Origin of the sequence: Azospirillum aestuarii, from assembly GCF_016632405.1 — a bacterium.
GTDB classification, from domain to species: domain Bacteria; phylum Pseudomonadota; class Alphaproteobacteria; order Azospirillales; family Azospirillaceae; genus Azospirillum; species Azospirillum aestuarii.
In genome coordinates, this window is the sequence record NZ_JAEPIV010000001.1 from 417925 (window position 1) to 430346 (window position 12422).

At 64.3% G+C, this 12422-nt stretch carries 11 protein-coding genes; 2 read left to right on the plus strand and 9 right to left on the minus strand.

From position 1 onward, the window contains the following. Window positions 1-35: 35 nt before the first annotated feature. Complete coding sequence (locus JJL56_RS01925; RefSeq protein WP_200483980.1) at window positions 36-980, minus strand: LysR family transcriptional regulator; 945 nt, start codon at window positions 978-980, stop codon at window positions 36-38. Window positions 981-1077: 97 nt separating this feature from the next. Here JJL56_RS01925 and JJL56_RS01930 point away from each other — a divergent pair, with 97 nt between their 5' ends. Continuing rightward, window positions 1078-2250 carry an MFS transporter gene (locus JJL56_RS01930; protein ID WP_200483981.1) on the plus strand — a complete coding sequence of 391 codons (1173 nt, stop codon included), beginning with the start codon at window positions 1078-1080 and terminating at the stop codon, window positions 2248-2250. Between the two features lie 17 nt (window positions 2251-2267). Next, complete coding sequence (locus tag JJL56_RS01935) at window positions 2268-3302, plus strand: aldo/keto reductase (RefSeq protein WP_200483982.1); 1035 nt, start codon at window positions 2268-2270, stop codon at window positions 3300-3302. Between the two features lie 118 nt (window positions 3303-3420). Here the strand turns inward: JJL56_RS01935 and JJL56_RS01940 are convergent, their stop codons facing one another. The 8 genes from JJL56_RS01940 to JJL56_RS01975 form a co-directional block, all read right to left on the minus strand. Beyond that, on the minus strand, window positions 3421-5538 hold the full coding sequence (locus tag JJL56_RS01940; RefSeq protein WP_200483983.1) for a trypsin-like peptidase domain-containing protein: 2118 nt from the start codon (window positions 5536-5538) through the stop codon (window positions 3421-3423). 127 nt (window positions 5539-5665) lie between these two features. After that, window positions 5666-6076: a hypothetical protein gene (locus JJL56_RS01945; RefSeq protein ID WP_200483984.1), complete on the minus strand. Its 411-nt coding sequence runs from the start codon at window positions 6074-6076 to the stop codon at window positions 5666-5668. Continuing rightward, a complete protein-coding gene (locus tag JJL56_RS01950; protein WP_200483985.1) occupies window positions 6070-7680 on the minus strand; it encodes a hypothetical protein in 1611 nt (536 codons plus the stop codon). Before JJL56_RS01950 ends, JJL56_RS01945 begins: the two co-directional genes overlap by 7 nt. A gap of 176 nt (window positions 7681-7856) precedes the next feature. After that, window positions 7857-8213, minus strand: coding sequence for a hypothetical protein (locus JJL56_RS01955; protein ID WP_200483986.1), 357 nt, complete (start codon window positions 8211-8213; stop codon window positions 7857-7859). Between the two features lie 103 nt (window positions 8214-8316). Beyond that, window positions 8317-8595: a hypothetical protein gene (locus tag JJL56_RS01960; protein WP_200483987.1), complete on the minus strand. Its 279-nt coding sequence runs from the start codon at window positions 8593-8595 to the stop codon at window positions 8317-8319. A gap of 1122 nt (window positions 8596-9717) precedes the next feature. Beyond that, window positions 9718-11112 (minus strand): DUF6880 family protein, encoded by a 1395-nt coding sequence (locus JJL56_RS01965; RefSeq protein ID WP_200483988.1) that lies wholly within the window; start codon window positions 11110-11112, stop codon window positions 9718-9720. Continuing rightward, window positions 11034-11507 (minus strand): hypothetical protein, encoded by a 474-nt coding sequence (locus tag JJL56_RS01970; protein WP_200483989.1) that lies wholly within the window; start codon window positions 11505-11507, stop codon window positions 11034-11036. The genes JJL56_RS01965 and JJL56_RS01970 overlap by 79 nt, the downstream gene beginning before the upstream one ends. Window positions 11508-11705: 198 nt before the next feature. Continuing rightward, window positions 11706-12371, minus strand: coding sequence for a metallophosphoesterase family protein (locus tag JJL56_RS01975; RefSeq protein ID WP_200483990.1), 666 nt, complete (start codon window positions 12369-12371; stop codon window positions 11706-11708). Window positions 12372-12422 lie beyond the last annotated feature (51 nt).

Here is a 12422-nt window from a genome sequence, read left to right on the forward strand (position 1 = left end):
ATCGTCGGGTTGCCTCTGATCCGGCCACGAACCGTTCAGGTCCACATTTGCCCTTCTGACGATACGTCTTCGTGATCGGAAAGGCGGCATCGGCTTGCCAGGAAGTCCACGAACGCACGGACGCGGGCGGGTAGCGGACTGGCGCCGCCGAGATAGACGGCGTGGATGTCCTCGCAGTCGCCGGGATTCAGCTCCTCAAGCACCGGCACGAGTGCTCCGGTGGCGATGTCGGAGCCAACATGGAATCGCGCCAGCCGCGCCATTCCCACACCGCCCAACGCGAGCAGTCGCGCCACGTCCCCATCGCTCGCTCGGGCGACAACCGGCGCCACGTGGTGCTCGATCCCGTCCTCGAGTTGAAAGGGCCAGCCGCCGATGATCCGTGGGAAGGTCCAGCCGATCCCCTTATGGTGGGCGAGTTCGCCGGGATGCGTGGGCGTCCCGTGCTCCCGCAGGTAGGCGGGAGAAGCGACCACGACCATGCGGCTGCTCCCCAGCTTGCGGAGCATCAGGCTGGAGTCCCGCAGCGGGCCAACCCGGATCGCCACATCGGCCCGCTCCTCCATCAGGTCGATGACGGTGTCCGAGAGCACCAAGTCGATGGTGACGCCGGGATGGGCGGCCAGGAACTCAGGCACGATCGGCATCAGGTAGCGCATGCCGAACGGGACGTTGCTGTTGACGCGCAGGTTCCCTCGCGGCGCCGCTCCGGCCGACGCTTCCCGCTCCGCCTCCTCCATCTCGCCAAGAATGCGCACCGCGCGGGCGTAGAACGCCTGGCCCTCCGGCGTCAGGCTGAGGCGGCGCGTCGACCGGTGGATCAGCCGCATACCGAGCCGCGCCTCCAACCGCGTGATGAGCTTGCTGACGCCCGACGGCGTGAGGCCGCAGGCGCGAGCCGCCGCCGTGAAGCCACCGAGATCGACGACCCGCGCGAAGACCTCCATCTCGGCCGCCCGGTTCACCTCTAGGCGCGTCATATTGTTGACCTTAAGTCACAGAAGCTGAGAGCAGCAGCACTCTAATTCACATCAGGGCGATCGGCTATATCGCGTCCGAACCGATTGGAGGCGCTCGATGCCCGTTGCTGTTCTCGCGCTGTCCTCCGGTGCCTTCGGCATCGGCACCACCGAATTCATCATCATGGGCCTGCTGCTCCAGATCGCCGACACCATGCAGGTTTCGGTTGCGGCAGCAGGCCAGCTGATCTCCGGCTATGCGCTCGGCGTCTTCGTCGGAGCACCGGTCCTGACCCTCGTCACGCGCCGCATGCCGCGGAAGGCGGTGCTTCTCGGACTGATGGCGATCTTCACCCTGGGCAACGCCGCCTGCGCGCTGGCGCCGACCTACGACCTGTTGATGGCGGCTCGAGTCCTCACCTCGCTGGCGCACGGCACCTTCTTCGGCGTGGGCTCCGTCGTCGCCACGGGCTTGGTCGCCGAGGAGAAGCGGGCGTCGGCCATCGCGACTATGTTCACCGGGCTCACCATCGCCACGCTGCTGGGCGTGCCGTTCGGTGCCTGGATCGGCCTGCTGCTCGGCTGGCGCGCGGCCTTCTGGGCGGTCGCCGGGATCGGCATGGTGGCCTTCGCAGTGCTTGCGCTGTTCGTGCCCGCGGGCGTTGGGCAAGGCCAGAAACCGGCACCGTTGCGCACCGAACTCGCCGTGCTCGGCAGGCCTCAGGTGCTGCTCGGGCTGGCCATGACCGTGCTGGGCTTCGCCGGTCTCTTCACGGTCTTCACCTACGTGCAGCCGCTGCTGACGCGGCTCACAGGCTTCCCGGAGAGCGCCGTGTCCCCGATCCTGCTGGTCTTCGGCGCCGGGCTCTCCATCGGCAACCTGCTCGGCGGGCGGCTGGCCGACCGCAATCTCCGGCGCGCCCTTGTCGGCACGTTGGCCGTGCTGATCCTGGTGCTGGTCCTGCTGGTGCCTGCGGTCTGGACGAAGCCGGGCGCCGTAATCGTGGTCGGCCTGCTTGGCGTGGCCCCCTTCGCCACCGTGGCACCGCTCCAGCTGCGCGTCCTTCAGGAAGCCGAGGCGGAGGGGCAGACGCTCGCCTCAAGCCTGAACATCGCTGCCTTCAACCTCGGCAACGCACTGGGCGCGTGGCTCGGCGGAGTGACGATCGAGCACGGCCCCGGGTTGGCTGCGCTTCCCCTGGTGGCCGCCGCCGTCACGGCTATGGGGCTAGCCGTCGCGCTCTGGAGCCTGTGGCTCGACGGTGCCCACAGGCAAACCGCAATCGCTTGAGAATGGGAGACGTGGACATGGAATATCGTACACTCGGCGCCTCGGGCCTCAAGGTGCCCGCCCTCAGCTTTGGAACCGGCACCTTCGGCGGCAAGGGAGCGCTGTTCTCCGCGTGGGGCAACAGCGACGTCGATGATGCCCGGCGGCTGATCGACATCTGCCTCGACGCGGGCGTCACACTCTTCGACACCGCTGATGTCTATTCGGACGGCGCCTCGGAGGAGGTGCTGGGCGCCGCCATCCGCGGACGGCGCGACCGGGTCCTGATCTCGACCAAGACAGGCCTGCCGATGGGCGATGGGCCGAATGACGCGGGCGTCTCCCGCCACCGGCTGATTGGCGCCGTGGATGCGTCCTTGCGGCGGCTCGGGACGGACTACATCGACCTGCTCCAACTGCACGCCTTCGACGCCTTCACGCCGGTGGAGGAGGTGCTGCACACGCTGGACACCTTGGTCCGCGCCGGGAAGGTCCGCCATGTCGGTGCCTCGAACTTCGCGGGGTGGCAGCTGATGAAGTCGCTCGCCGTCGCTGACCACCAGGGCTGGCCGCGCTATGTCGCGCACCAGGTTTACTACTCGCTGACCGGGCGTGACTACGAATGGGAGTTGATGCCGCTCGGGCTCGACCAGAAGGTCGGTGCGCTCGTCTGGAGTCCGCTTGGCTGGGGGCGGCTGACGGGCAAGATCCGGCGCGGCCAGCCGCTCCCCCAGGGCAGCCGCCTCCACGACACCGCGCAGTGGGGGCCGCCCGTCGATGAGGAGCGCCTCTACCGGATCGTCGACGCGCTGGACGTCGTGGCGGCCGAGACCGGGCACAGCGTTCCCCAGGTGGCGATCGCCTGGCTGCTCAAGCGGCCGACCGTGTCCTCGGTGATCATCGGCGCACGCAATGAAGCGCAACTGCGGGACAACCTGGGTGCGGTCGGCTGGGCGCTTGAGCCCGAGCAGATCGCCCGCCTCGATGCGGCCAGCGACGTGATGCCCGCCTATCCCTACTACCCGTACCGCACGCAGGAGGGCTTCGCCCGGCTCAACCCGATGCCTGTGTAGGATCCGTGCGGATCAGCTGGGACCTTTCAACCTGCGTCACTTACCCGCCATATTGAAGGGCAATAAAGCCCCGTTCAATTCTCCTTGAGATGGGCAATCAGGAGAAGATACTAAATCTTCACTTATAGCATTCGACCATAACGGCCGCCTTGGAGCCGGTCTCGCCGACATCGGCAGGATCGAGCTTCGCCATGGAACCCGCTGCCTCGTACTCGATTCCCTTGCTGTCGAGAAACTCCCGGGCAACCGAGGACTTGATGGCGAAGTTGACGTTCTGCGGGATGCTGCCGGTCGCCTTCACCACGGCCAGCGCGCTGAGCGTGGAGACCACGACGCCGACCGTGTTTCCAGACAGGTCAAGCAGCGGACCGCCGCTGTTGCCGGGCTGGATAGGCGCGGTGATTTGCAGGAACCTGGTGTCGTCGGCGATCCCCGCCAGCGACGTGACGCTGCCAGTCGTCACCTGCGGCGTAGTAGCCAGCAGTCCTGCGTACGGGTAGCCCACCGCGACGACACCGTCGGCCGGGCGGATACCCTTGCCGTCTCGAAATTTAAGGGACTGGGCACTGGGCACGGCGGCGCGCACCACCGCCAGATCGTTCTTCTCGTCCGTCGCGACCAGTTCGGCGTCAACGATGCGCTCGCCTCGGCGCGCCTTGAGCGTCCGGCATCCCTCGATGACGTGATGGTTCGTCAGGATCTCACCCTTGCCGTTTACCGGGAAGCCGCTGCCGGACGATGAGCGTTCGGTCGGTCTTGGCGGGCTTGGCGGTGTAACCGCCGCGACCTGCGGACGCGGGGTGTCCGAGGGAGTGGGGCGCGGCTTCGCCGCGTCGAGGACGGCCATGATCGTGTACGGGCCGCGATTCACCGTGCAGTCGTCCGTATCGCGCGTCAGCGCCCGCTCGTACTTCGGGCGGTTCGTCCCCGCCCATACGGCCGCCTGTCCCTTCCGTTCCGAATCCCACTGCACTCTGCAAACGAGGACGTCGTAGCTGTGCGTGTTGATTGCGAGGGCGAAGCGGTCGGTGTCGCAGGAGTGCGGCATGCAGCCGTCAACCAGCAGCCAATCCTTGGACTCTGAGACCTTGCCAGAAATCCCCATCCTGCCGATCTCATCGACCGCTTCGTCGCCGAGCAGCGTGCGTAGCCGCACGTCAAGGGCTGGCACCTTGAGCATGGGGAGCCCCTTCACGCGGTCAAAGGGATGCTTGCCGACCCATGCGCGCAGATCGGCGGCGGTGTCGAACCCCTTCGTCTCGGCGGGCGTCCACGCGAGCGTTTTCGAACGCGCCTCCGCGACGTCCTCGGCGGTCAGCTTGCCCTCCAGGAAGGCGATGTTTTTCCTTGCGCCCTCACGATCCTTCGCATCGACCATGCGCGGTTCGGCGAGCACGAACCAGGTCAGCGCCGCCTTAAGGTCCTTGGCCGCGCCGCTTCCGGTCATGAGGTTGAGGCCGAGGTTAAACATCCCCAGGCCATCGCCCCGATCGGCCGCCTTGCGGTACCAGCGGTTGGCTTCGGCCATATCCTTGGGAACGCCGCGACCGTTGGCGTGCAGCACGCCGATTCGGAAGTACGCCTGCGGGTACTCGAGCTCGGCGGCCTGCCTGTAGTAGGACATAGCCTCCTTGTAGTCCTGGGGAACGCCTTTCCCGAGGTGCCGCATTAGGCCCATGTAGTGGGCCGCCTCCGGGTTCGTCCCGTTCGTGAAGGACCAGAGGTGGCGCATTGCCACGGAGTAGCTCCCCGCCTTGTAGGCGTCGACGCCCCGGCGGATATGCTCATCCGGCGGTAGCCTCGGCACCGCAACGAGCCCATTGGCGTCATACGCCCAGATGTCGCCTGCACGGTTCGCGAAGACGATCTGGTCCGCGGCTTCGAGAGCCGCCGCGCCGGTGCACTTCGCGAACTCCTCCGATATGGTCGGCGGCGTCCTGGTCAGATCGATGACACTGTGACTGGGCTCGCAGATCATGGCGCCGGGATTGTGCGAGATCACGAGCCAGCGCGGATTGATCTCATCAGGATAAGCTCGGACGATGCTCACAAACGTCGACATGGTGTCGCGGGCGACCACCTTGCCGTCGATCCGGATCTCGAAGTCGAGGCTATCGCCCCGGATCTCGACGGGTCCGAGCTGCTTGGTATGGACCTCTTTCGTGGCAGCCTGCCAGCTTGCGCAGAGCGCCACTCCCACCAGCAGCGCCGCCTGCGCAACGGGACCTCGCCGCATGCCCAACTCCCTCAACTATTTTCCCGTGAGAATACCCCCGAGCATTCGCACACTCAACTGCACGCTAAGCGGAGTTGCCCGGCTTCGCCTTAACGGGGCGGGTATTAAGGCGCCCCAAGCGAAGACGTTACATTTCACGCATATGCTGGCGCAGCCGAAGGTGTACCCGCTCGGCTATCCCATAGGCTTCCTGTTCCATCCCGTCGGCAAGCAGGTCCCGATAGAGCACCGTAATGGTCACCGCTGCGGCAACGGGAGACTGAAGTCGCTGCACAACTGCGAAGAAGTGATCGCAGATGAAGTTCTTACCCGCCATCGAGCGCTCAATCGTCCGCCAGTGCGACTCCTCGTTATGCCCTGGGTCAGCCCGCAGGAACCGCTCCCGGTCGATAAGCTTCCACCCATGCGGGCCAAGTTCCTCCATGACGGCCATGGCAAAACCGATGGCCATCATGTGGTCGGCGCGGGGATCCTGGGCGAAGCCGACTATGCGCTCGAATACGCTGCCGGGGTCGTTCGCCATCGACTGCTTCAGCATTGAACTCGGTCCTCCTCGCGCATCACGATGTAACGGCGTCGGGAAACACCGTTGACTTCGGAACCCCGCCAATGCGGACGGACGAACTCCAGCTTGCCCAGACGGTAGCGCCAGAACGCCCGGACCTGATGGCGAGGCATGGCTCCGATTCTGTCGCCAGTTCCGTTACGGGTGCTTCCTTCGCTGGCTGCAACAGGCTGATCGACGATCAACCGGACCTCTCGGATGGCCCCCAGCGGGGACAGGCGACGATCGGCACGGACCCGGTTTGACACTGCGCGCTGTCGTTTATCCTGGTTCTTCATCTCGACCATCCGTGGTTGGTTCAGGAAGGTCAGGACCGCCAGCATGAACCGCCCAAAGTGCTCCTGATCGATTGCGGTGCCGTCGAAGTCGGCCGGGATGTGTTCAGACGAAAACTCGATCAACGGTTTGCTGATGTCCGAGATGTGCATGCGGAAATACAATCCCCGCAGCCGGATGATTCCATCATAGGTCAGGTAGCTCCCCGCCATCAGCGGATAGATCAAGCCATGGGCATCACCCTGGACATCGTCATCAACCGCTTCGATCACCATGCCCCAGCGCTGGCCGGGGAGACCGCAGTCGACATCGCGCCACTCGAGCCAAGCGATAGGAAAAGGGAGGGCAAGCAAGCGGCGCGCTTCGACCATGCCCGTCCTCTCTTCGGCCGCAACGATGGCGGCGCTTTCGGCCATTATGGGGGCCAAGACAAACGGCTCGGCCACCTTGAGCATCTCTCGGCGCTTCGCACAGTTTTCAAGCGATCGACGCCGGTTTTCGGCGGTGTCATGGTAACAGCGCCCGGACCAGATCAGGCCTTCGAACATGTCGAAGCGGTCCATAAGCTCATCGTAGACGTAAGCCGGGCGAGCATCACGAGGCAGAACCGGGATGCCATCCTGGTCCACGTTGTTCCAAGGCGGAGCCATGCGGACCCTCTTGAGAGGCGGGACGCCACGGCGCCTCGACGGCTTCTCATCGGCCAGTTCAGTCAGCTTCGGAGCACCCAAAATGGCAAGGAGAGACTGCATCTGACCTCCCAGCCAGCGGGCCGAAGCCTTACCTTGATCGACCAGGCCGGGTGCGTATTCCTCGTTCTCGACGGTCATCTCATAGCCGCCACCCAGACAGCGCGTGAGCCGCCATTCCGCTGGGTCCGCTTCGAAGGTGCGAACGCGCTCTCCGAAGCGGCGGATTACAATAGTCGAGCCGATGCCGTCCCCGCCCTTGCGAATGATGAGCAGGCCTTCCCTCAGCAGTCGCCCACTGCTGTCGTGCGCGTCCTTTGGGACCGCTTCATTACCGTTGATGACAATGTCGTACTCGAGCCAGAGCGGGCAGTTCACAAGGCGATCAAGTTCGATCGCATCGAAGATGATCTGTCGAGGCTCATCGCCCAGGCGGGCAATTTTGCTGGCCGCGTTCATGACGTTCTGCGCGGCACGCAAGGCCTGAACCGGGCCCGCATTGAGAGTGCTGAGCAGTACCATCAGGCTGGCGTTGAAACGCTCGGGCGCCATGGGATCGGGGCCGTTGTCGATGAGACCCTCGATCAGGCTATTGTAAGTGCTGTTGCGCAACGCGGCCTCCCCACGTCAGGTGATGTGGTGTGGACGCGAAGCCCGAATTCGGGCTTCGCGTAAAGTCTGCCGAAGGAGTCTATTGGAGACCGGGATGGTGAACGCTGGGGAGGCGGGTGATCGTGCCGCCCCCTCAAGCCGCGGCTTTTGACCCCGGCCTGAGGGCGGCGAAGCGATTACTCTTCGCCGCGCCCTTGCTGAACTCCAGCCCAGAACCCGTAGATGAAGAACTCGATGGCTGCGGCCTGCCACGGCTCGAGCCGACCAAGTTTCTCAGCCAAATCGTGCACTTCATAGGGCAATTCGGCCGTATCGTCCAAGATATACGCACGGGAGCGCCCGAACTGCTTATGGTCTTCGACAACGTTGTCGGCTTCAGCAGACATCTCAGCAGCAAGATAGGCGCCACTCGGCAGTGCGCGCGAACTGCGAAGAAGCCCATTTCTAAAGACAATGAGCAATTCACACTCACGAGGCGTGAGGCCGAATTCCTCAATCTGATATTTGACCGGGAAGAAATCCGTTTCCATCATTCACCACGTGGCTTGCCGCGAGCTCGGCGGTTTGGTGGGCGGCCTCACCGAGGCGGACCACCCCGGTAGCGCCGTCATGCTCAGTCTGCCCAAGGCCGCGGGGTTAGCTTTCCATCTCGTCAAGCGCGTCGTCAAAAAGCTGGTGGAACACGTCATAGGCACCGTCGTCACGACGGCGGGCGGCGGCCACGACGCAATCGTCCCCATCGATCGCATGGAACAGACCCGAGGAAGGGTCTTCCTCTTCGACCATCATGTACATGGTCCCGCGGTCGGTGCACAGCCACACCACCGGCTTATCTTCAAAGGCGCCGAGCTTGACGCGCAAGCCCGTCAACGAGGCGATCGCTTCCGCCGCCTCCAAAGCTTTAGGTCTTCCCATTGCAAATTCTCCACCTTTATGCTGCCAATTATGAGTAAGTCGGGATTTCAATTCCTGGAACCTAAAATAATACAGGGCAGTTATGCATGCTGAATATCGATGAGTATTCCTTTCATCAAAGGATTTCTACGAACATTTCCTTGAGAAATCCTTGTGGGAGAAATTCCACCATCCTATCATTGGCATGGCAATTGCTTGTGTCTAGCTGCTGCCAACCGCGCCGCTCGGCATGCGCTTGGCCCGTCAGCTCACGGAATTTCCGGAAGGGCAGCCGCCCGTCCGATGGACGCAGGGGGTGAGGGCGATGCGGCGAAACCGCTAGACCGGCGGCTCGTCGGTGGAGCCGTTCACACGCGCGTTGACGGCCTTGTGCAGCCAGCACCCGGTGTTGGCCGACGGGCGGTTTAATGGTCGTCCCCCCGTTACTCCCGGAATCAGGATCACATTATCCGGGGTCGTGTAACACTTTTTCCGAGTTTCCCAGGCCCGCTCCGGCACTCCGGAAAAGGTTGAATTCGCCCAGGGAAGGGGATGTCCGGTCACCGCTTCCATGAAGCGGAAGGGGGTGCCACCGCTTCAGAAGCTGACGCCAACCGGGGGCGGCTCAACTCCTTGCCCGGCGAGGAGGGGAGGGCGGCATCATGGGTGCCGATCCGGCAGGTTCACAGCCATACGGACATCGGCGTCAACGGATTTCGGTACAAAAGGTGGACAGATATGTTGACGGAATCGCGCCTGATGCAGTCGGCCAATAGAACCCAGTGGCCGACGTCCTGCTAAACGTCCCCTCATCGGCAGCCTCCAGGACCGCTGGGGATCAAGCCGCTGCTTCTGCTGTTGGGGCAATGACTTAACAAGGCAGTGCAACACAGATCTTGGTGTCGTGTAACACTTTTTCGAAGCCATGTAACAGCTTCTGCGGCCGGTGTATCACCTCTTCGAGGCCTGCGCCGAGCGGCGGATCACCGTCTGGCAGGGCGTTAAGATACCGGTACCGTACGGTATTTTGCCGGTACGAAACGGTACGGTAGTCAGATGCCCTCTGGGCAGCCGCTGGAGGATCTCGGCCGAGCAGCTCGACGGCACTGATGTCATCGCATGCAGGTGTTGGGGGATGTCCTCTCAGCGATCCTTCCAGTTCAGTCCCGCGGTCTTCATCCTGTCCCAGAACGTCCGCTTCTGCCGGTGGCTCGCCACAACCTGTTCGCGGTAGGCATCCTGGGGTTGATGTCCGAGCCAGTCGCCGACGGCGGAGACCAACCGTTCCGCCGCGGCCAGGTCGCGGACGGCATGCTCGTATTGCGTGGACTGTGCCCGTGCCAGGACAGCGTCCGCCATGCTGCGGTAGAGCAGGACGGCGGCAAGGGGATGGTCGGCCTCCAGCGCCTGGGCGGCGGTACGCAGTCTGCTGTACAGGTCGCCGTTCAACTCGCCGATCCGGGTCAACACGAGGTCCGCCGCGGCATCCAGATCCAGGCCGATCAGCAGGTTGAGCGCGGCATGCGGTTCGCGATGCTGGCGGGCCAGCGTCACGGCCGTTGCCCGCACCCGGTCGTGCTCTCCTTCAGGCAGATGAGCGAGGAATGCGCGGAGGGTGTGCTCGGACAGGCTACCGGTGAACATCCTCCAGCGGACAGCCTGGGCGTCGTCGTGACGGCCCAGCAGTTCCAGGAGACGAACACGGAGATCATCGATCTCCCAACGCCGGTGCGCCGGGACGTCCGCCTGCTCAACCCGCGCCAGGGCTTCGGCCGCGCGTCCCGCTTCGATGAGGCGCTCGCAGATGTCCTTGAGGGCGTGGCGCTCGGTCCCGGCGAGACGGTGCACGGCGATGAAGCCGTCGACATCCCCGCGGGCATCGGCGATCTGCTGAAGCCCTCGTGTCAAAGGCCACGTCCGCGCCTCTTCGCTCTGGGTCCGACAACGCTCCAGGTCATCGCGGATCAGACGCTCCAGTTCGTCCAATCCTTCCGGCCCCAATGCCTCCTTGAAGGCGATGACGATATCACCGTGAACGCCGTAGCTGTCCTTGGTGAGGATGCCGAAGACATCGCGGGCCAGCTGCACCCGGTCGCGGTCTGGCACCGCCGCCCATGCTGTACCGAGGTCGCCGACGGCTTGCTTGAGCACGTCACCGATCAGGCCGTCGGAGTCGTCGGAGCGGTCGAACACCGTGGCGTCGAGCTGGATGAAGCGACCGAGCAGCTCGGCAGCCGCCAAGGGACGCTGTGGGAGAAGGTCCCGGACAGTGGCTTCGCGGACCCGGTCAAGGTCGGCAGCCAGCGATGAGCTCTCGCGGTAGCCGTAGAACCGGCGATCAGATTTGATCCGCTGGATTTCCTCGGACAAGGTCTGCGGCAGTCGGTCGCCGCTGCCCCGTGACGCTAAGGCGAGACGGAGAGCCTGATGCAGGCCAGTGTCCCGATCGGCGTGCTCGATCAAGATCTCCGCCAGCCGCCGAGCACCGAGAGCCTCGACAGCCTCGACGGTGATATCGAGTTCCTCGTTCTCGACCATTCCCTCATCCCCTGCCGCTGCCCGCGGCTCAGCGCCCGGCCAAACAGGTATTGGACACCGTCGTCGAGCACGGCTTGGTACAGGCGCTCCAGCCATTTGGCGCGCGTTTTCGGATCGGCCGGTGCGGCAATCAGGATCGGGATCACCTCATCGAGCGCCTTGTGGACGGCGCTGCCCAGCGCCCCCGTCGAGGTGTCGATCTGTTCGAAAGCGGGCCACAGCCGTTCCATGAGCGCGAGGGCGCCTTCCCCGGCCGTCAACGGATCGATCTTGCTGACGGTCCGGATTTCGGACACGGCCTCCTTCAGTCGCGCGATCGCGGCCTGCGACCCACGCCATCCGAAAGCGCGTGCTCGGAGCTTCGTCTTGAACGCCCACTTCTGTCCGCCAGCCATGCCGTCCCATCTGTCGTTCCTGACACCCTTCGGCCGCCATCTCACCGCAACGCGGCAAGCACCGGCAACAGGATTCAGCAATGGCTTCCGCGTGCTGACCTGCGCCCGTCAGTGGCGCTCAGGACGACCGTAACACTGGCGACCGTTGGCGTAAAAGCGGGGGTGCCCGGACGACGATCCAGGCGGACACACAGCGGATCAAAGCTCCAGGACCCAAGGCTCGGCCATGGCCAAGCCCCGCACCCGACAGCCGCCCGACAGTTCCGCTTCGTAGGCGTAGTGATGGTGCCCATGGACGACGAGGCGGGCACCGCACACCGCGGCGGCCTGATCGATTCCAGCAAAGCCGGACCGGTGAGCGGTCGGCGCTTCGTGAGTCACCAGCACGTCGACCGGCCCGACGCCCCGCAGTGCCTCAAGGTCCTCGGGGAAGATCGTCGACCGGTGGCGCAGCGGCAGCCCGGTTCGCCAACGCGCCTGCTTCGGCGTGTGCTCCAACAGGGCGGCACGGGTTTTCCAAACGGGCGCTTCGTCGCCTTGACGCGGGTGCCATACTTTTCCACGGAAGACGCCGCCGAGACCGGCGATGCACACGCCGTCCAGGTCGATGACGCGGCCGTGCAGGTTTCCTTCAGGGTGATTGTCAAACAGCAACGGATACCGCTCTGGGTGGTCCGTATCATGGTTGCCCGCAATGTAGAACACCCTCACACCGGCGTCGAACAGGGGCGCCAGCACCCGGCGAAGCGACTCCTCGAGTTCGCAGTCGCCAACGATGACAACAGCCTGGGGCTGGTGCCGGGTGCAGGCTTCAAGGAGCGGTCGCCACTCGCCATGAGGATCACCGTAGAAGATAATGGTCATGGTCAGTGTCCTGCGTGCGTTGTGGGCGTCCAGGCTGCGGAGCTTGGTGTT

Bases quoted from the DNA above. Each gene is read 5' to 3' on its own strand.
- JJL56_RS01925 (WP_200483980.1), bottom strand. From the start codon at position 980: ATGACGCGCCTAGAGGTGAACCGGGCGGCCGAGATGGAGGTCTTCGCG.
- JJL56_RS01930 (WP_200483981.1), top strand. From the start codon at position 1,078: ATGCCCGTTGCTGTTCTCGCGCTGTCCTCCGGTGCCTTCGGCATCGGC.
- JJL56_RS01935 (WP_200483982.1), top strand. From the start codon at position 2,268: ATGGAATATCGTACACTCGGCGCCTCGGGCCTCAAGGTGCCCGCCCTC.
- JJL56_RS01940 (WP_200483983.1), bottom strand. From the start codon at position 5,538: ATGCGGCGAGGTCCCGTTGCGCAGGCGGCGCTGCTGGTGGGAGTGGCG.
- JJL56_RS01945 (WP_200483984.1), bottom strand. From the start codon at position 6,076: ATGCTGAAGCAGTCGATGGCGAACGACCCCGGCAGCGTATTCGAGCGC.
- JJL56_RS01955 (WP_200483986.1), bottom strand. From the start codon at position 8,213: ATGATGGAAACGGATTTCTTCCCGGTCAAATATCAGATTGAGGAATTC.
- JJL56_RS01960 (WP_200483987.1), bottom strand. From the start codon at position 8,595: ATGGGAAGACCTAAAGCTTTGGAGGCGGCGGAAGCGATCGCCTCGTTG.
- JJL56_RS01965 (WP_200483988.1), bottom strand. From the start codon at position 11,112: ATGGTCGAGAACGAGGAACTCGATATCACCGTCGAGGCTGTCGAGGCT.
- JJL56_RS01970 (WP_200483989.1), bottom strand. From the start codon at position 11,507: ATGGCTGGCGGACAGAAGTGGGCGTTCAAGACGAAGCTCCGAGCACGC.
- JJL56_RS01975 (WP_200483990.1), bottom strand. From the start codon at position 12,371: ATGACCATTATCTTCTACGGTGATCCTCATGGCGAGTGGCGACCGCTC.